Raw genomic sequence first — 18,221 nt, 5'->3', positions numbered from 1 at the left:
CGCCCGACCCGGGCGCGCCGGATGGGACTGGGGCCATGGCACGCATCGGTGACGGCGGTGACCTGCTCAAGTGCTCTTTCTGCGGGAAGAGCCAGAAGCAGGTCAAGAAGCTCATCGCCGGTCCCGGCGTCTACATCTGCGACGAGTGCATCGATCTCTGCAACGAGATCATCGAGGAGGAGCTCGCCGAGACCGGCGACGTGAAGCTCGACGAGCTGCCCAAGCCCGCCGAGATCCACGAGTTCCTCGACCAGTACGTCGTCGGGCAGGCGCAGACGAAGCGGACGCTGTCCGTGGCCGTCTACAACCACTACAAGCGCATCCAGGCGGGCGACCGGTCCCGGGGCGACGGGGACGGCGTCGAGCTGGCCAAGTCGAACATCCTCATGCTCGGCCCGACCGGCTGTGGCAAGACCTACCTCGCGCAGACCCTGGCGAAGCTGCTGAACGTGCCGTTCGCGATCGCGGACGCCACGGCGCTCACCGAGGCCGGCTACGTGGGTGAGGACGTCGAGAACATCCTCCTCAAGCTGATCCAGGCCGCGGACTACGACGTGAAGCGCGCCGAGACCGGGATCATCTACATCGACGAGGTCGACAAGATCGCGCGCAAGTCGGAGAACCCGTCGATCACGCGGGACGTCTCCGGCGAGGGCGTGCAGCAGGCGCTGCTGAAGATCCTGGAGGGCACCACCGCCTCGGTGCCGCCGCAGGGCGGGCGCAAGCACCCCCACCAGGAGTTCATCCAGATCGACACGACGAACGTGCTGTTCATCGTGGCCGGTGCCTTCGCGGGTCTCGAGAAGATCATCTCGGACCGGGTGGGCCGCCGTGGGCTGGGCTTCGGCGCGGAGATCCGCTCGAAGAACGAGCTCGAGGGTGCGGAGTCCTTCGCGGACACCATGCCCGAGGACTTGATCAAGTTCGGCCTGATCCCGGAGTTCATCGGGCGTCTGCCCGTGGTGGCCTCGGTGACCTCGCTGGACAAGGAGGCCCTGGTCAAGATCCTCACCGAGCCGCGGAACGCGCTGGTCAAGCAGTACCGCAAGCTCTTCGAGATGGACGGGGTCGAGCTGGAGTTCAGCGACGACGCCATGGAGGCCGTCGCCGACCAGGCGATCCTGCGCGGCACCGGCGCCCGAGGGCTGCGCGCGATCATGGAGGAGGTCCTCCTCCCGGTCATGTACGACATCCCGAGCCGGGACGACGTCGCACGGGTCGTGGTCACGGGCGAGACGGTCCGCAACAACGTCAACCCCACGATCGTCCCGCGCCGCCCGCAGCGCCGGGAGCGCGGCGAACGCTCCGCCTGAGAAGGCCCTGACGGCGCCCGTCTCCCGACCGGGAGGCGGGCGCCGTCGCGTTCCCGCGAGTCGCCCAGTCCGGACACGCGAGTCGGACGACCCAGCGATTGCGGACCGGACCGGCCCGGCTTAGGTTCCCCGCGAACGTCGGGGAGGTAAGCACATGGCGGGATTCCTCTCGCGAGAACGGATCGTCGCGCCGCCGGGATGGAGCCGTTGGCTCGTCCCACCGGCCGCGCTGTCGATCCACCTCGCGATCGGTCAGGTCTACGCGTGGAGCGCGTTCAAGGGCGCGCTCGAGAAGGGCATGGACATCGGGGGCGTCGCCTCCGCACTGCCCTTCACCCTCGGCATCGTGATGCTGGGGCTCTCGGCCGCGGTGTTCGGCACGAAGGTGGACGCGAACGGTCCGCGCTGGGCGATGGTCGTGTCCTCGTCCTGCTTCGTCGCGGGCTTCCTCATCTCCGCGCTCGGGATCTGGCTCGGCCAGTACTGGCTGGTCGTCCTGGGGTACGGCGGCGTCGGCGGGATCGGGCTGGGGATCGGCTACATCTCGCCGGTGTCCACCCTCATCAAGTGGTTCCCGGACCGCCCGGGCCTCTCGACCGGTATCGCCATCATGGGTTTCGGCGGCGGCGCGCTCATCGCGAACCCGTGGACGGCGTCGATGCTGACGGCGTTCGGCGCGAGCGGGAACGACCCCGACCCGAACGGGATCGCGCTGGCCTTCCTCATCCACGGCGTGGTCTACGCGGTGTTCATGACGATGGGCTGGCTGCTGATCCGCGTCCCGGCCGACGGGTGGAAGCCCGCGGGGTGGGACCCGGCGGTGCAGAAGACGCGGGCGATGGTCACCACTGCGGGCGTCTCCGCGGCCAACGCGATCAAGACCCCGCAGTTCTGGCTGCTCTGGATCGTGCTGTGCTTCAACGTGACCGCCGGCATCGGGATCCTGGAGCGGGCCAACCCGATCTACCAGGACTTCTTCCGCGACTCCACCACGGCCGAGACGCTGACCTCCGCCGCCGTGGCGTTCGTGTCGATCCTGTCGCTGGCGAACATGCTCGGCCGGTTCGTCTGGTCGTCGCTGTCGGACGTGGTGGGGCGCAAGAACATCTACCGGATCTACCTCGGCGTCGGGGCGCTGCTCTACATCGCCCTGACCTTCATCGGCGAGGGCAACAAGGCCGTCTTCCTGATCTGCGCGATGCTGATCCTGTCCTTCTACGGCGCGGGCTTCGCCACGATCCCCGCCTACCTGCGGGACCTGTTCGGCACCTACCAGGTCGGCGCCATCCACGGCAGGCTGCTCACGGCGTGGTCCACGGCGGGCGTGCTGGGCCCGATCATCGTCAACGCCATCGCGGACTCCCGCGCCGACGTCGCCGGGCCCGCGCGGTACACCCCCGCGTTCATCGTGATGATCGTGCTGCTGGTGCTCGGGTTCGTCGCGAACGAGCTGGTCCGCCCGGTGAGCGATCGCTGGCACGAGCCCGCCGAGGAGAAGGAGGTGGCGGCATGAGCACTCGGGACGAGACCGGGAAGGCGCCGGTCGCCCTCGTCGTCGTCGCCTGGCTGTGGGTGGGGATCCCGTTCCTCTACGGCCTGATGCAGCTGATCGTGAAGATTCCCGCGCTCTTCGGTGGATAAGGCAGAGCGGTGGGTAGCCTCCGGCCGTGAGTGACGACGCGAAGGCCATGTCGGAGTGGGTCACGGCCGTGACCCGGGAGCTGGGGATCGAGGTCGGCGGCGATGCGGTCGTCGACACGGTGTTGGACCTGACGTCGGACGTCGCGCACGGCGTCAGCCGCCCGGCCGCGCCCGTGACGGCGTTCCTGATCGGGATCGCGGCGGGCCGGGCGGACGACCCGTCGGTGGCCGCGACGGACTACGCGCGGAAGATCGCGGCGCTGGCCCAGGGCTGGAACGCCGACACCGAACGCGGTGTCGCCTCGAACGACCAGTCCCAGCGCGCCTGACCCCGCATTATGGAGCCACAACGTCCGTTCTGAGGCCCCCAAACCGGCATTATGGAGCCATAATGCGCTTTCTGGGGGTACTGAAGCGCGTTGTGGTTCCATAGTGCGGTTATCTTGTTGCCGCCCGGACGTCCTGCAGGAGGGTGGCGACGGTCTCGGCGGCGTCCTGGCGGTTGGCGCCGATCCCGCCGGTGGAGCCGCGCTTGATCCAGCCGACGACGTAGGTCCCCGGCGCCACCCGTCCCGCCTCGTTCGGGACGGTGCCGGTGGCCTCGTCGAACGGCAGACCGGGCAGCGGGCGGGCGCGGTGCCCGATCGCCTTGACCACCAGGTCCGTGGGGATGTCCGCGCCGCCGGTGTGCAGCAGCGAGCCGGTGAACTTCTCCGGGGCCGAGTGGAACCGCAGCACGATCCGGCGGCCCGGCGGAACGGGGGCGGCCCAGTCGAGGCGCTCCCGCCGCACGCCCGCGAGCAGCGGCGCGACCCCGTTCTCGACGGCCTGCCCGACCCGCTCGTCGGCGTCGTCGACGACCAACTCGACGCCCGCGCGGTTGCAGATCGCCATCAGCTCCGGTCGCGTGTAGGCGGCGGACTCCGGGCCGCGCCTGCCGAGCAGCACGACCTCGCGTACGGCGCCGAGCCGGGCCCGCACCGCGGGCGGCACCCCGGTGAGAGCGGCCGGATCGGCGGTGAGGATGCGCGCGATGTCCAGCGCGACGTTCCCGTTGCCCACGACCACGACCCGCTCGCCGGAGACGTCCAGCGCGTCGGCGGGGACCTCGGGATGGCCGTTGTACCAGCCGACGACGGTCGTGGCGGGCACCGTCAGCTCCTCGCCGGGGATGCCGAGCGTGCGGGACTCGGAGGCACCGGTCGCGTAGACCACCGCGTCGTGGCGGGCGCGGAGCTGCTCCGCGCTCACGTCCCGGCCCACCTCGACGCCGAGCCGCATCCGGACCCGCTCGTGCACGTGGTGGCGGGCGAAGGTCTCGCCGATCCGCTTCGTGGCCTGGTGGTCGGGCGCGACCCCGTAGCGGATCAGCCCGCCGGGCTCGGCCAGCCGGTCGTAGACCGTGACCCGGGCGGGGGTGTGCAGCAGCAGGTCCTGCACCGTGTACATCCCCGCGGGCCCGGTCCCGACCACCGCGACGTCCAGCCGGGGGAAGTCCGCGGGCAGCACCCGGTCGAACCGGGGCGGGCCCCACTGGTGGAAGGTCGGGCCGGAGCGCGGCGCCACCGGCTTGTCCGCGAAGTAGTCCGCGTTGAGCCTCGGGTACTCGGCCAGCCCGCCGACCAGGGTCTCGGCCGGGAACACCGCGTCGACGGGGCAGGCGTCGGCACAGGCCCCGCAGTCGATGCAGGTCCGCGGGTCGACGTAGAGCATGTCCGTCTTGCCGTAGTCCGGCTCGTCCGGCGTGGGGTGGATGCAGTTGACCGGGCAGGCCGCCACGCAGGAGGCGTCCGTGCAACAGGTCTGCGTGATCGCGTAGGGCATGCTCGGCTCAGAGGAGGTGCGCGCGGCGGTAGATCGCGCGGGCGGCCTTGGTGAGCAGGCCCGCCGAGCCGAGGAACTCCATCAGCCCGGTGCAGCTCGACCGGAGCATCGCGTGGTGCTGCTCGTTCGCCTTCGCCTCGCGCAGCGCCCGGGCCCGGTCGAGACCGACGTGGGTGTACACCTGCGGGCTGACCATGCTGGTCACGATGGCGTAGGCGGACACGGCGATCACGAAGGCGTTCCACTCGCGGGAGAGCCGACCGCTGCCCTTCATCCGCGCCAGCACCTCGTCGCGGGCGAAGCGCATGTGGCGCGACTCCTCGACGACGTGGATGTTGTTGATCGTGCGGACGAACGGGGCCACCCGGTCGTCTCGCATCCAGTCCCGCTGCATGACGTCCAGGACCTCCTCGGCGACGAGGATCGCCGCGTAGGCGGCCTCCCCGGCGGCGAGGGTCTTGAAGGCCCGTCCGAGCTCGACGACGTGCCGCTTCGGGCGGTACGCGGGAGCGCCCAGCTTGGCCGCGCCGCGGGCGAACATGATCGAGTGGCGGCACTCGTCCGCGATCTCGGTCAGCGCCCACTGGAAGGCGGGGTCGGTGGGGTCCTTCGCGTAGAAGTCCCGCAGCACCATCTGCTGCAGGATCATCTCGAACCAGATCCCGGTGCTCGCGACCGAGGCCGACTCCTGGCGGGTCAGCTCGCGGCGCTGCTCCTCGGTCAGCTCGTCCCAGTAGGCCGTGCCGTAGAGGGTGGACCACTCCGGGCTGGTCCCGTGGTGGGACGGATCGAGCGGGGTCTCCCAGTCGACCTCGACGACCGGGTCGTACGACAGCTGCTCGGAGGAGCGGAGCAGGCGCGCCGCGACGGACTCGGTGTCGACGACACCGTCTCGCCGCTCGCTCCGCACATCGCTCCGCACATCGCCCCGCACTGCGGCGTCCATGAGATCGCTCCCTTGCGCTCGCTGGTGTAACCGGCGGTAACGTTACCGCCGGTAACACTTCGACGCAACCTCAGCCGCTGACGTCGAGCGAGGACACCACCTTCGTGGGACGGATCCGCACCACGAGCTCGCCCGGCACCCCGTTGCGGCGGCCGAACTCCTCCGCACGGTCCGCACCCATGTACCGGCCGCCCAGCTCGGTTGCGGTCCGCAGCAGCTCGTCGGGATCCTCCGACAGCTCCACCGTGCCCTGGACCTGCACGAAGGCGTACGGCGGCTCGGGGAGGTCCACGACGAGCGCGACCCGCGGGTCGCGGGTCAGCGCCCGCCCCTTCGCGGTGTCCCTGCCGGTGTTGAAGACCAGGGTGCCGTCCTCGGCGAGGAACCAGACGGGCGCGGCCAGCGGCCGTCCGTCCTTGGCGGTCCAGCACAGGATGCCGGTGCGGGTGCCGTGGTTGAGGAACTCGACGACCTCGGGGGTCAGGTCTGCGCTCGGGGTGCTCATGAGAGCCATCGTGGCGTGAGCGCGCCCACGAGTGCCGACGGGTCGGGCCTTTCGTCATGGTCCGTTCATCCGGACGGGTGGAGGTGACCGCTGGACGCGACCGTCGGGCCCGAGCAGGTGGTCGTGAGCGCCCCCGCCGCCCCGACCACCTCGCCCGCCGAGGGCTCCCAGCACTGAGGGCGACATCGACATCCCCGCGGGTCTCCCTGCGCGACCAGCGCGGCCGGGAGCTCTGGGCCGTCACGCTCTAGGGTGACCCCATGCGGACGGTCTCGGCGCTCGGACGGGCCTGGCAACGGCTCACGACGCGGCGGGTCGTGGTGCCGGTGGCCGCGGTCTCGGCGCTCTCCGGCGAGCGGCGCCCGCTCATCGCCGAGGCCCTCGGCGAGCAACGGCACGCGGGCGCCCGGCTGGACCAGGTGGACGGCACCACCTGCGGCTCCGCGGTGCTGCTGGCCATGCAGACCTGGGCGGACCCCGACCGGCTCGCCGAGCTCGAGGTGCGGGAGGTGAACGCGGCGGGGCTGACCCGCGGGTTCGCCGCCCGGTTCGACGCCCGGCAGAAGGAGATCCACCGCCAGACCAACCGCCTGTGGCCGCAGGCGCTGGGGACCTCGCCGTGGGGCTTCGTGCGCTGGCTGCACCGCCACGTTCCGGACGCGGGCCGCTACCGGCTCCGCTGGGTGGACGACGCGTCCGTCGACGACACCGACCTGGTGATCCGACAGGTCGAGGCGGCGCTGGCCGCGCGGCGGCCGGTGCCCCTGCTGGTCGGCACGCTGGTTCCCCGCCATTACACCCTCGCTCTCCGGATCGCGGACGACGGGACCTGGCGCGTCTACGAGCCCACCAGCGGGCAGGTCCGCGCCCTCGATCCCGGGCTCATCCGTACCGGCACGCTCGGACCGGTCCTCGGTTTCGACCGCCTGCACGTCGCGTTCATCCCCAGCCCGGGTCCGCCATCCACAGGGGCCGCGGGCGGGCGGAATCCCGTCGGCAGGGCCTCGTAGACTCGACGGCGTGACCGAGACCCTGCCTGAACACCGCGCCGAACTCCCCACCAAGTGGAGCCCGGCGGAGGTAGAGGGTGCCCTCTACCAGGGCTGGGTCGACAAGGGGTACTTCACCGCGCACCCGGAGTCCGGCAAGGACCCGTACTGCATCGTCATCCCCCCGCCCAACGTCACCGGCAGCCTCCACCTGGGGCACGCCATGGACCACACGCTGATCGACATCCTCACGCGGCGGCGCCGCATGCAGGGGTTCGACGCGTTGTGGCTGCCCGGCATGGACCACGCCGGCATCGCGACCCAGGCCGTCGTCGAGCGACAGCTCGCCGAGGAGGGCGGGCCCACCCGCCGCGAGCTGGGGCGCGAGGCGTTCGTCCAGCGCGTCTGGGAGTGGAAGGCCGAGTCCGGCGGCGCGATCCTGGGCCAGATGACCCGCCTCGGAGACGGGGTCGACTGGTCCCGCGAGCGCTTCACCCTGGACGAGGGGCTGTCCCGCGCCGTCCGCGCGGTGTTCAAGAAGATGTTCGACGACGGGCTGATCTACCGCGCCGAGCGCCTGGTCAACTGGTCCCCGGCCGTCCAGAGCGCCATCTCGGACATCGAGGTGGACCACAAGGAGATCGAGGGCGAGCTCGTCTCCATGCGGTACGGGGACGGGGAGGACTCCGTCGTCGTCGCCACCACCCGCGTCGAGACGATGCTCGGGGACACCGCGATCGCCGTCCACCCGGACGACGAGCGCTACACCCACCTCGTCGGGCGCACCGTCCGGATGCCGATCACCGGGCGGGACATCCCGGTCATCGCGGACCCCTACGTCGACCCCGGGTTCGGCACCGGCGCCGTCAAGATCACCCCGGCGCACGACCCGAACGACTTCGAGATGGGCCGCCGCCACGACCTGCCCATGCCCACGATCATGGACGAGTCCGGCGTCATCGCGGGCTCGGGCACGCGGTTCGACGGGCTGGACCGCTTCGAGGCGCGGAAGGCGATCACCGAGGCGCTGCGCGCCGAGGGCCGGATCGTCGCGGAGAAGCGGCCCTACCTGCACTCGGTCGGCCACGACTCGCGCAACGGCGTGATCATCGAGCCGCGGCTGTCGCTGCAGTGGTGGGTCAAGGTCGAGTCGCTGGCCAAGGCCTCGGGGGACGCCGTGCGCAACGGGGACACCCGCATCCACCCGGCCGAGATGGAGTCCCGGTTCTTCGACTGGGTCGACAACATGCACGACTGGTGCATCTCGCGGCAGCTGTGGTGGGGCCACCGGATCCCGGTCTGGTACGGCCCCGACGGGGAGATGGTCTGCGTCGGGCCGGACGAGGAGCCGCCGACGGGCGAGGGCTGGCACCAGGACGAGGACGTCCTCGACACCTGGTTCTCCTCCGGCCTGTGGCCGTTCTCCACGCTCGGGTGGCCGGACCGCACGCCGGACCTGGAGCGGTACTACCCGAACTCCGTGCTGGTCACGGGCTACGACATCCTCTTCTTCTGGGTCGTCCGGATGATGATGTTCGGCACGTACGCGATGGGGGAGACGCCGTTCCGGGACGTCTACCTGCACGGCCTGATCCGGGACGAGCACGGCAAGAAGATGTCGAAGTCCAAGGGCAACGTCATCGACCCGCTGGAGCTGATCGACACCTACGGGGCGGACGCCCTGCGGTTCACCATCGCGCGCGGCTCCAACCCGGGTACGGACATGTCCCTGTCCACCGACTGGGTCGCGGCCTCCCGCAACTTCACCACCAAGCTGTGGAACGCCACCCGGTTCGCCCTCGCCCACGGCGCGAACCCGGCCCTGCCGCTCCCGGCCGAGCCGACGGACGCCGACACGTGGATCCTCGGCCGACTGCGCGAGGTCCGCGAGCAGACGGACGCGCTGCTGGAGGACTTCCAGTTCGCCAAGGCCACCGAGGGGCTCTACCACTTCACGTGGGACGAGCTGTGCGACTGGTACCTGGAGCTGGCCAAGCCGCAGCTGGACGACCCGGCCACGGCGGAGGGCACCCGGGCGGTCCTGGGGCACGTCCTCGACGCGCTGGTGCGGCTGCTGCACCCGATCACCCCGTTCGTCACCGAGGTGCTGTGGACGGCGCTGACCGGCGGTGAGACGGTCGTGACCGCGGCCTGGCCGACGGGCGCGGGCCGCCCGGTCGACCCCGCGGCGGTCGCGCGGGTCGAGGCCGTGCAGAAGCTGATCACCGAGGTCCGCCGGTTCCGCACCGAGCAGGGCCTGCCGGACCGCAAGTCGGTCGAGGCCAGGCTGGTCGGGCTGGACGCGGCGGGGCTGTCCGCGCACGAGCGGGCGGCGCGGTTCCTCACCCGGCTGGACCCGGCGGGCGCGGAGTTCGCGCCCACGGCCACGGTCGAGGTCGCGCTCGGGTCGGGCACCGTCCACGTCGAGCTGGACACCTCCGGCGCGATCGACGTCGCCGCCGAGCGGGCCCGGCTGGGGCGTGACCTGGCGGCTGCGCAGAAGGAGCTGGAGCAGGCCGACAAGAAGCTCGGGAACCCCAAGTTCACCGAGAAGGCGCCGGAGAAGGTGGTCGCGGGGATCCGCGAGCGCCGGGCCGCCGCGGTCGCGGAGATCGAGCGGGTCGAGGCCCGGTTGGCGGGGTTGCCCGCGTCATGACGGGACCGGACGACGAGCGGGGCGAGTACCCCGAGGAGTACCCCGACCACCCCGAGGAGCCGCCCGAGGGCGAGGGCGGGGTCCGCTCGCCCGAGGAGAGCGCGGAGGACGCGGTGATCTCCGCGGTCCTGGAGCAGATCCGCGGCGGCGAGTCGCCGGACGTCGTGCCCGCGCAGTCCACCGTCGCGGGGTATGCCGAGTTCCTCGCCGTGGACGCGGTGCTGGACCGGCGCTGGCCGGAGACGGTCATGGAGCCGTCGCTGGATCGGATCCAGGCCCTCGTCGACGTGCTCGGCGACCCCCAGCGGGGGTACCCGGTCGTCCACATCACCGGCACCAACGGCAAGACGTCCGTCTCCCGCATGGTGGACGCGCTGCTGTCCGAGATCGGGCTGCGCACGGGCCGCTACACCAGCCCGCACCTGCAGCGGGCCACCGAGCGGATCAACCTGGACAACCGGCCGATCACGCCGGAGAAGTACGTGTCGACGTACCGGGACGTCGAGCCCTTCCTTGAGCTGATCGACGCGAAACAGCCCACGCCGCTGAGCAAGTTCGAGGTGCTCACCGCCATGGCGTACTCGGCCTTCGCGGACGCGCCGGTCGAGGCCGGGATCGTCGAGGTCGGGCTGGGTGGCCGGTGGGACGCCACGAACGTCGTCGACGCCGCGGTCGCGGTGATCACGCCGATCGGGCTGGACCACGCGGAGTTCCTCGGCACCGACCTGCTGGGCATCGCCCGCGAGAAGGTCGGGATCATCAAGCCCGGTTCGGTCGCGGTGCTGGCCGCGCAGGACAAGGACGTGGCCGAGGTCCTCATCGAGCGCTGCGCCGAGGTGGACGCGCAGGTGGCCCGCGAGGGCGCCGAGTTCGGCGTGCGGGAGCGGGAGCTGGCCGTGGGCGGGCAGCGGCTGTCCCTGCAGGGCCTGTCCGGCACCTACGACGAGATCTTCCTGCCGCTGCACGGCGAGCACCAGGCGTCGAACGCGGCGATCGCGCTCGCCGCGGCCGAGGCCCTCGTCGGTGCGGGCCCGCAGCAGCCACTCGACCCGGAGGCGGTGCGCGCCGCGTTCGCGGGGGTGCGTTCGCCCGGCAGGCTGGAGCCGATGGACGGCGGCGTCGGGCGGCCGACGGTGCTGATCGACGCGGCGCACAACCCGCACGGCGCCCGCGCGCTCGCAGCGGCGCTGCTGTCGGAGTTCCGGTTCGCGCGGCTGGTCGGCGTGATCGGCGTGATGCGGGACAAGGACGCGAAGGGGCTGCTCGAGGCCCTCGAGCCCGCCCTGCACGAGGTCGTGATCACCCGGAACTCGTCGCCGCGGGCGATGGACCCCGACGAGCTGGGCGAGCTCGCCGTCGAGGTGTTCGGGCGGGACCGGGTGAGCGTGGAGCCGCACCTGCAGGCCGCGATCGACCAGGCCGTGGAGCTGGCCGAGGAGGCCGGGGACTCCGGCGTCGGCGTGATCGTCACCGGCTCCGTGGTGACCGCGGGGGAGACCCGCACCCTGTACGGGAAGGAACCGGCATGACCGAGCCCGCGGCCCGGCCCGCGCCGGTCGACCCCATGAAGGGCTTCCGCGGGATCTGCGCGGGGGTGCTGATCCTCGAGGCGATCGTGGTGGTGCTCGCGCTCCTGGTGGTCGCCCGGTTCGACGGGGCCGCCGCGACCCCGCTGGCGCTGACCGTGGTCTCGGTCCTCGGGGTGCTGATGATCCTCGCCTCCGGGGTGCAGCGGCGGCCGTACGGGCTGCGGGTCGCCGTCGGGCTGCAGGTGGCGCTGCTGCTGTGCGGGTTCCTGCACTTCTCGCTGTTCATCGTCGGTGCGCTCTTCGCGCTGGTCTGGGGCACCCTGCTGTGGATGCGCCAGGACGTCGCACGGAGGATGTCGCGCGGCGAGCTGCCCGCGCAGCGCGGCGAGCCGTAAGCGTTTCGTCAGGTCCGTGCCCCTGGCGGCGGTCCGTCCGGTTCGCGAGGCTGACCGGCGTGCACTCCTCTCCGCCCCGGTCCTGGTGGCGCCGTCGTCGTGTGGTTCTCCCGGCGGTGGCGGGTGTCGTCGTGCTGCTCGCGGCCGCGGCGTTCTGGTTCCAGCCGTGGAAGCTCGTGGTCGACGAGGCCGTGGCGGAGCCCGCCCCCACGGCCCGGCCCGCCCAGCCCGCCGCGCCCGCCGCACCGGCTGAACCCGTCGTCGTCGCCCGCGGCGAGCTGATCAGCCACGAGCACGAGACGAGGGGGACGGCGACGCTCCTGCGGCTGCCGGATGACACCTTCGTGGTGCGGCTGGCGGACCTGGTCACCAGCAACGGCCCGAAACTCAAGGTGTGGCTGACCGACGCCCCCGTCCTGCCCGGGCGCGCCGGCTGGCACGTGTTCGACGACGGCCGCGTGCTGGACCTCGGGGACCTGAAGGGCAACCTCGGCAGCGCGAACTATCCGGTCCCGCCGGGGACCGACCTCACCGGCCTGACCAGCGTCAGCATCTGGTGCGAGCGGTTCGCCGTCTCGTTCGGGGCTGCCGATCTCGCCCGCTGAGCCCGCCGATACGCTGCGTGGCGTGACTGAACGCACCCTCGTCCTCGTCAAGCCGGACGGCGTCGCCCGCAACCTGATCGGGGAGTGCCTGGCGCGCATCGAGCGCAAGGGCCTGAAGCTCGTCGCCGTGGAGCTGCGCACCGTCGACCGGGCGCTCGCCGCGCAGCACTACGCGGAGCACGACGGCAAGCCCTTCTTCGAGTCCCTGCTCGAGTTCATCACCTCCGGCCCGGTCCTCGCGGCCGTCGCCGAGGGGCCGCGTGCGATCGCGGCGTGGCGCCAGCTCGCCGGTGGAACCGACCCCGTCGAGAAGGCGGCGCCCGGCAGCATCCGCGGCGACTTCGGCCTGGAGACCCAGGCGAACCTGGTGCACGGTTCGGACTCGCCCGAGTCGTCCGCCCGCGAGATCAAGCTCTGGTTCCCCGATCTCTGACGTGACCGCCCGGCCGGTGCTCGACCCGGCCGGGCTGGACACGCCCTTCGCCGACCTGTGGGTCGCCGTCATCCGGGCGGGCGGGGCGGTCGGCTTCGCCCCGGACGCGCCCGAGGCGGAGATCCGCGGCCTGGCCGCCCGCTCGCTGGACGAGGTCCGGGCCGGGCGGCTGCACATGATCGCCCTCGGCGGCCCCGAAGACCTCGACGGCGTGGTGTTCCTGCAGCCGGGCGGCGGACCGGTCGTCGAGCACCGGGCGACGGTGCTGCGCCTCATGGTCCACCCCGAACGGCAGGGCCGCGGCCTGGGCAGGCTGCTGCTCGCGGCCGCCGTCGACCGGGCCCGCGCGCTGGGGCTGACCCAGCTCCTGCTCTCCGCCCGGGGCGGTACCGGCCTGCCCGCGTTCTACCGTCACCTGGGCTGGACGGAGGTCGGCCGGTTCCCCCGCGCCCTGCGCCTGGGCCCGGCGGACTGGCGGGACGAGCACTGGTTCCAGCTCGACCTCTGACGGCACCGGAAGTGTCGGAGGAGGTGGTTAGTGTGCCGGGCATGGGGGAGGGACTGGTCGTCGCGCGCGGGCTGCGCAAGAGCTTCGGCGCGTTCGAGGCGGTGCGGGGGATCGAGGTCGAGGTCGCCGAGGGCGAGGTGTTCGGCTTCCTCGGGCCGAACGGCGCGGGCAAGTCCTCGACCATGCGGATGATCGCGTGCGTGTCGCCGCGCTCGGCGGGGGAGCTGAGCGTGCTGGGGCGAGACCCCGACCGGGAGGGCCCGCGGATCCGGGCCCGGCTGGGTGTGGTGCCGCAGCTGGACAACCTGGACATCGAGCTGTCGGTGCGGGAGAACCTCGAGGTCTACGGCCGGTACTTCGGGCTGTCGCGGCGGCACGTGCGCGCCAAGGCCGGCGAGCTGCTGGAGTTCGCGCGGCTCACCGACCGGGCGGACGCGAAGGTGGACGCGCTGTCCGGCGGCATGAAGCGCAGGCTCACCATCGCCCGCGCCCTGGTCAACGACCCCGACCTGCTCCTGCTCGACGAGCCGACCACCGGGTTGGACCCGCAGGCCCGGCACCTGCTGTGGGAGCGGCTCTACCGGCTCAAACGCGAGGGCGTCACCCAGATCATCACCACGCACTACATGGACGAGGCCGAGCAGCTCTGCGACCGGCTCGTGGTGATGGACGGCGGGGTGATCGTCGCGGAGGGCTCGCCCGCGGGCCTGATCGAGCGCTGGTCCACCCGCGAGGTGCTGGAGCTGCGGTTCCCCTCGGACGCGGCCCCGCCGGTCGCCGAGCTGCAGCCGCACGCCGAGCGGGTGGAGCTGCTGCCGGACCGCGTGCTGCTCTACGTGCCGCACGGCGAGCGCGCGCAGGCGGCGGTGCACGCCGCGGGCGTCCGGCCGCTGTCGGCGCTGGTGCGGCGCTCGTCGCTGGAGGACGTCTTCCTCCGCCTCACCGGCCGCACGCTGGTCGACTGATGGTCCGGGTGCACGGGGTCGCGCGGGTGCTGGAGGCCCACCTGCGCTGGTACCGGCGGAACTGGCGGGCCACCGCGATCTCGTCGGTGCTGCAGCCGCTGCTGTTCCTGCTCGCGTTCGGGCTCGGGTTCGGGAGCCTGGTGGGCGCCCGGGCGCAGGAGGCGACGGGTGGGGCGGACTACCTGGTGTGGCTCGCGCCCGCGCTGCTGGCGATGTCCGCGGTGCAGACCGGCGCGTTCGAGATGAGCTATCCCGTGCTCGCCGGGTTCAAGTGGCGGCGCACCTACGAGGCGATGACGGCGACCCCGGTCGAGCCCGGGGAGGTCGCGCTCGGCCAGCTGGCGTTCGTCACCGCGAAGTCCCTGCTCACCGGCGCGGTGTCGCTGGTGGTGATCGCGCTGTTCGGCGGGGTGCGGTCGGTGGGGGTGCTCGGGTCGCTGGTCGCGGCGGTGCTCACGGGGGCCGCCGTGGCGGCGCTGGTCATGGCGTTCGCGGCGACCCGGCAGGACGAGGGCACGGCGTTCAACGCGGTGTTCCGCTTCGTCGTGCTGCCGATGACGCTGTTCTCGGGCACGTTCTTCCCCATCGCGACCCTGCCGGGGTGGGTGCAGCCGCTGGCCTGGGTGTCGCCGCTGTGGCACGGGACCGAGCTCGCGCGCTGGGCGGCGGGCGTCGGCGCGTCCGACCTGGTGCTCCTGCACCTCGCCTACCTGCTGGTGTTGGTCGGGATCGGGAGCGGGCTGTCCATGCGGTTCTTCACCCGGAGGCTGACGGCATGACGGCCCCGATCTCGGGACTCACGTGGCTGCTGCCCGCCGGGAGCTACGCGGGCCGCGCCCGCATGCTGCTGCTCCGCTCGGCCACGGCGTCGCGGCGGACGTGGCCCGCCGTGGTCTCGGGCTTCGCCGAGCCGGTGTTCTACCTGCTCGCGATGGGCACCGGGCTCGGCGCGCTGGTCGGCACCCTCCCCGGCCCGGACGGGCGGGAGCTGAGCTACGCCGCCTTCATCGCGCCCGGGCTGCTGGCCGCCAGCGCCATGAACGGCGCGGTGTTCGACGCGACGTTCAACGTCTTCTTCAAGCTGCGGGACTCCAAGCTGTACGACGCGATGCTGGCCACCCCGCTCGGCCCGGTGGACATCGCGCTCGGGGAGATCGGCTGGGCGCTGCTGCGCGGCGGGCTCTACGCGACCGGGTTCCTCAGCGTGATGGCGGTCGCCGGGCTGGTCACCTCGCCGTGGGCGCTGCTCGCGCTGCCGGTGGCGCTGCTGGTGGCCTTCGCGTTCGCCGCCGTGGGCATGGCGGCGACGTCGTTCATGCGCTCCTGGCAGGACTTCGACTTCGTCACCCTCGCGGTGCTGCCGATGTTCCTGTTCGGCACCACGTTCTACCCGCTCAGCGTCTACCCGCCCGTGGTGCAGGTGGTGGTGGAGTGCCTGCCGCTCTACCACGCGGTGGAGCTGATGCGCGGACTCACCACCGGGGCCGTGCACTGGGGGATGCTCGGTCACCTCGCCTACTTCGTCGTGATGGCCCTGGTCGGGGTGGTGTTCGCAGCCCGCAGGCTGCACGCCCTCCTGCTCCGATGACCTACGCGCACGGCGCCGGCGTCAGGTGGGTCTCGGGTGCGGGCAGCGACCACAGGCCCGCGCCGCCGCCGACCGGGCCGACGAGCAGGCCGAGGGTGCCGCCCGCGCCGAGAGCGAGGGACTCCACCTGGCCGGGCAGGCGGGCGTCGACCGTGGTGCGGGTGCCGTCCGGGGCGAGGTGCACGAGGCGGCTGCCGTCTGCGCGGCCCTGGGTGAACCAGACGCCGTCCGCGTCCGCGGCCAACCGGCCACCGGACGTCACGCAGGCGGGCAGGTCGACCGGGGTGGCCGGGCCGTAGAGCCGCAGCCGCCACTGCCCGTCGAGCCCGCCGAGGGCCAGGAGGCCGCCCTCGACCGGCAGCATCGCGAACGGGTCGACCTCCGAGCGCGCGGGGGAGGAGGCGGGCCGGGGCAGGGTCGCCGCGTCCACGGTGCCGTGCGCGGTCCGCAGGTCGAGGCGGCGCATCGCGTCGGGGTCGGCGGTGGGGCGCAGCCACACCGAGCCGTCGGGTCCCGGGCGGGTGACCAGGGAGACGCCGGTGACCTGCGCGGACGTGTCGCGGTCCAGGGCGCGGACGGTGACGGTGTCGGGCCCGGTCCAGTAGACGACGTGCCCGTCCCACAGCCCGGAGATCCGGTACGGGTCCCGGCCGGGGTCCCGGCCGTCGGTCGCGGCGCGCACGACCACCCGCCCGTCCGGGTCGACGGTCGCGAGGCCGCCCGGGCCCGCGTAGCCGACCGTTCCCGCAAGGGGCACGGCCAGCGCCGTCCCGGCGGGTCCGGCGAGCGCGACCGCACCCGACCGCAGGGATCCCGTGTAGGTGAGCGGGGCGAGTCGGACGAACGGGCCCGCGGTGCGCGGCTGCGGACCGGCGCCGAGCAGCGCGAGGACCAGGGGGACGGGCAGCGCGGCGACCAGCGCCAGGGCCACGCGCCTGCCGGGCGTCACCGCCGTGAGCGTGCTGAGCACCGCGAGCGCGCCGCCCGCCGCGGTGAGCCACGGCCCGGCGCCCGGCAGGGCGGACGCCCCCGCCGCCACGGCCGCCCCACCGGCGGCGGCGAGGACGGCGGCGTGCACCCCGGAGGGCAGCCTGCCCGCGCCCGCCAGCAGACCCGTGGCGAGCGCGGCCACCGCGAGCAGTACCAGGACGAGCGCGGGAACGCCGCCGATCAGGTCCGCGCCGAGCAGGGTGGAGGCGTGCCAGCTCGCGAGCTCGTCGAGCGGGACGGCGGAGACCGGCGTCGACCACCACGGCAGGCCCAGCGCCGCGACGGCGACGAGGACCGCTCCGAGGCCGACCTGCAGCGGACGTGTCATGGTGGTCGACGCTAGGGACCGCCGGACCGCGGCGGACCCGTGCGAGCATCCGAAACCGGGGTGGTGCGACCACCACACTTGCTACCGTCTCCGGTCGGCACTCACCGAAAGGCGGAAACATGATCACCGGAAGCCTCGTCGCCCTCGTCACGCCGATGAAGGCGGACGGCGCGATCGACTTCGAGGCCCTCGAGCGCCTGGTCGAGCGCCAGGTGCTCGCGGGGACCGCGGCGATCATCTCGGTCGGGACCAGCGGCGAGTCGTCCACGCTGACCGTGGCCGAGCACACGGACGTCATCCGGCGGACGATCGACGCCGCGGGCGGGCGCGTGCAGGTCATCGCGGGCACCGGCGCGAACAACACCGACGAGGCCATCCACCTCACCAAGGCCGCCGCCGCGGCGGGCGCGGACGGGGCCCTGCTGGTCACGCCCTACTACAACAAGCCCCCGCAGGAGGGCCTGTTCCAGCACTTCACGAAGGTGGCCGAGGCCGTCGACCTGCCCCAGTACCTCTACAACGTGCCCGGCCGTACGGCCTGCGACATGCTCCCCTCGACCGTGGAGCGGCTCGCCGAGGTGCCGAACATCGTGGGGCTCAAGGAGGCGAAGGGCGACCTGGACCGGGTGCGGGACCTCGTCGCGCTGGGACTGCCGGACTTCGCCCTCTACTCCGGGGACGACGCCACGGCCCGGGCCTCGATGCTCGCCGGGTTCCACGGCGACATCTCGGTCACGGCGAACGTGGCGCCCGAGCAGATGGCGCGGATGTGCAAGGCCGCCGTCGCCGGTGACGCCGAGGAGGCCGCGACGATCGACGCGGACCTCGCGGGCCTGCACCGGGCCCTGTTCGTGGAGGCCAACCCGATCCCGGTGAAGTGGGCGCTCGCCGAGATGGGGCTGATCGAGCGCGGCATCCGCCTGCCGCTCGTCGAGCTCGACGAGTGGCACCACGAGGACGTCCGCGCCGCCCTGCGCATGGCGGGCCTGCTCGAGAACTGAGCGCG

The 18,221-nt window shown here is 72.7% G+C and carries 19 protein-coding genes; 15 read left to right on the top strand and 4 right to left on the bottom strand.

What is annotated here, in order from left to right; translation table 11 throughout:
• Nucleotides 1–35: 35 nt before the first annotated feature.
• The 4 genes from clpX to BLS43_RS20605 all read left to right on the top strand — a co-directional run bounded on the left by clpX (nucleotide 36) and on the right by BLS43_RS20605 (nucleotide 3,283).
• Entirely contained in the window at nucleotides 36–1,313 is a 1,278-nt protein-coding gene (gene clpX, locus BLS43_RS20620) for an ATP-dependent Clp protease ATP-binding subunit ClpX (protein ID WP_093087564.1), read from the top strand.
• Nucleotides 1,314–1,467: 154 nt separating this feature from the next.
• Nucleotides 1,468–2,826: an OFA family MFS transporter gene (locus BLS43_RS20615; RefSeq protein WP_093087561.1), complete on the top strand. Its 1,359-nt coding sequence runs from the start codon at nucleotides 1,468–1,470 to the stop codon at nucleotides 2,824–2,826.
• Nucleotides 2,823–2,954 carry an MFS transporter small subunit gene (locus BLS43_RS31715; protein WP_093087558.1) on the top strand — a complete coding sequence of 44 codons (132 nt, stop codon included), beginning with the start codon at nucleotides 2,823–2,825 and terminating at the stop codon, nucleotides 2,952–2,954. The genes BLS43_RS20615 and BLS43_RS31715 overlap by 4 nt, the downstream gene beginning before the upstream one ends.
• Before the next feature lie 26 nt (nucleotides 2,955–2,980).
• Nucleotides 2,981–3,283: a DUF6457 domain-containing protein gene (locus BLS43_RS20605; protein ID WP_093087555.1), complete on the top strand. Its 303-nt coding sequence runs from the start codon at nucleotides 2,981–2,983 to the stop codon at nucleotides 3,281–3,283.
• Nucleotides 3,284–3,392: 109 nt separating this feature from the next.
• On the opposite strand, the gene BLS43_RS20600 is transcribed toward BLS43_RS20605, so the two are convergent.
• The 3 genes from BLS43_RS20600 to BLS43_RS20590 all read right to left on the bottom strand — a co-directional run bounded on the left by BLS43_RS20600 (nucleotide 3,393) and on the right by BLS43_RS20590 (nucleotide 6,229).
• The gene (locus BLS43_RS20600) at nucleotides 3,393–4,778 is read right to left on the bottom strand and encodes an FAD-dependent oxidoreductase (protein WP_093087553.1); all 1,386 of its coding nucleotides are present in this window, start codon (nucleotides 4,776–4,778) and stop codon (nucleotides 3,393–3,395) included.
• Nucleotides 4,779–4,785: 7 nt separating this feature from the next.
• A complete protein-coding gene (locus tag BLS43_RS20595) occupies nucleotides 4,786–5,724 on the bottom strand; it encodes an AurF N-oxygenase family protein (protein ID WP_093087551.1) in 939 nt (312 codons plus the stop codon).
• Nucleotides 5,725–5,794: 70 nt separating this feature from the next.
• Nucleotides 5,795–6,229: a PPOX class F420-dependent oxidoreductase gene (locus BLS43_RS20590; protein ID WP_093087548.1), complete on the bottom strand. Its 435-nt coding sequence runs from the start codon at nucleotides 6,227–6,229 to the stop codon at nucleotides 5,795–5,797.
• Between the two features lie 260 nt (nucleotides 6,230–6,489).
• On the opposite strand from BLS43_RS20590, the gene BLS43_RS20585 reads away from it, so the two are divergent.
• The 10 genes from BLS43_RS20585 (at nucleotide 6,490) to BLS43_RS20540 (ending at nucleotide 15,897) form a co-directional block, all read left to right on the top strand.
• The gene (locus tag BLS43_RS20585; protein WP_093087545.1) at nucleotides 6,490–7,239 is read left to right on the top strand and encodes a hypothetical protein; all 750 of its coding nucleotides are present in this window, start codon (nucleotides 6,490–6,492) and stop codon (nucleotides 7,237–7,239) included.
• A 10-nt stretch (nucleotides 7,240–7,249) separates the two neighbouring features.
• Nucleotides 7,250–9,874: a valine--tRNA ligase gene (locus tag BLS43_RS20580; protein ID WP_093087542.1), complete on the top strand. Its 2,625-nt coding sequence runs from the start codon at nucleotides 7,250–7,252 to the stop codon at nucleotides 9,872–9,874.
• On the top strand, nucleotides 9,871–11,403 hold the full coding sequence (gene folC, locus BLS43_RS20575; RefSeq protein ID WP_093087539.1) for a bifunctional tetrahydrofolate synthase/dihydrofolate synthase: 1,533 nt from the start codon (nucleotides 9,871–9,873) through the stop codon (nucleotides 11,401–11,403). The genes BLS43_RS20580 and folC overlap by 4 nt, the downstream gene beginning before the upstream one ends.
• Nucleotides 11,400–11,798, top strand: coding sequence for a DUF4233 domain-containing protein (locus tag BLS43_RS20570; RefSeq protein WP_093087536.1), 399 nt, complete (start codon nucleotides 11,400–11,402; stop codon nucleotides 11,796–11,798). Before folC ends, BLS43_RS20570 begins: the two co-directional genes overlap by 4 nt.
• 101 nt (nucleotides 11,799–11,899) lie before the next feature.
• Nucleotides 11,900–12,403, top strand: a complete 504-nt coding sequence (locus BLS43_RS20565; RefSeq protein ID WP_093087533.1) for a DM13 domain-containing protein — start codon at nucleotides 11,900–11,902, stop codon at nucleotides 12,401–12,403.
• 22 nt (nucleotides 12,404–12,425) lie between these two features.
• Complete coding sequence (gene ndk / locus BLS43_RS20560; protein ID WP_093087530.1) at nucleotides 12,426–12,836, top strand: nucleoside-diphosphate kinase; 411 nt, start codon at nucleotides 12,426–12,428, stop codon at nucleotides 12,834–12,836.
• Nucleotide 12,837: 1 nt separating this feature from the next.
• A complete protein-coding gene (locus BLS43_RS20555; protein ID WP_093087527.1) occupies nucleotides 12,838–13,344 on the top strand; it encodes a GNAT family N-acetyltransferase in 507 nt (168 codons plus the stop codon).
• A gap of 41 nt (nucleotides 13,345–13,385) precedes the next feature.
• The gene (locus BLS43_RS20550) at nucleotides 13,386–14,309 is read left to right on the top strand and encodes an ABC transporter ATP-binding protein (RefSeq protein WP_093087525.1); all 924 of its coding nucleotides are present in this window, start codon (nucleotides 13,386–13,388) and stop codon (nucleotides 14,307–14,309) included.
• Complete coding sequence (locus BLS43_RS20545; protein ID WP_093087522.1) at nucleotides 14,309–15,088, top strand: ABC transporter permease; 780 nt, start codon at nucleotides 14,309–14,311, stop codon at nucleotides 15,086–15,088. The genes BLS43_RS20550 and BLS43_RS20545 overlap by 1 nt, the downstream gene beginning before the upstream one ends.
• The gene (locus tag BLS43_RS20540) at nucleotides 15,085–15,897 is read left to right on the top strand and encodes an ABC transporter permease (protein WP_093087520.1); all 813 of its coding nucleotides are present in this window, start codon (nucleotides 15,085–15,087) and stop codon (nucleotides 15,895–15,897) included. Before BLS43_RS20545 ends, BLS43_RS20540 begins: the two co-directional genes overlap by 4 nt.
• A 1-nt stretch (nucleotide 15,898) precedes the next feature.
• Here BLS43_RS20540 and BLS43_RS20535 read toward each other — a convergent pair whose 3' ends face one another.
• Nucleotides 15,899–17,215, bottom strand: a complete 1,317-nt coding sequence (locus BLS43_RS20535) for a hypothetical protein (RefSeq protein WP_093087517.1) — start codon at nucleotides 17,213–17,215, stop codon at nucleotides 15,899–15,901.
• A gap of 119 nt (nucleotides 17,216–17,334) precedes the next feature.
• Between BLS43_RS20535 and dapA the strand changes: the two genes are divergently transcribed.
• The gene (gene dapA / locus BLS43_RS20530) at nucleotides 17,335–18,216 is read left to right on the top strand and encodes a 4-hydroxy-tetrahydrodipicolinate synthase (RefSeq protein ID WP_093087515.1); all 882 of its coding nucleotides are present in this window, start codon (nucleotides 17,335–17,337) and stop codon (nucleotides 18,214–18,216) included.
• The last annotated feature ends 5 nt before the right edge of the window (nucleotides 18,217–18,221 follow it).

The organism is Pseudonocardia oroxyli (genome assembly GCF_900102195.1).
Lineage (GTDB): Bacteria > Actinomycetota > Actinomycetes > Mycobacteriales > Pseudonocardiaceae > Pseudonocardia > Pseudonocardia oroxyli.
The sequence above is the reverse complement of the archived record's forward strand: the minus strand, read 5'-3'. Positions and strand labels throughout refer to the sequence as shown.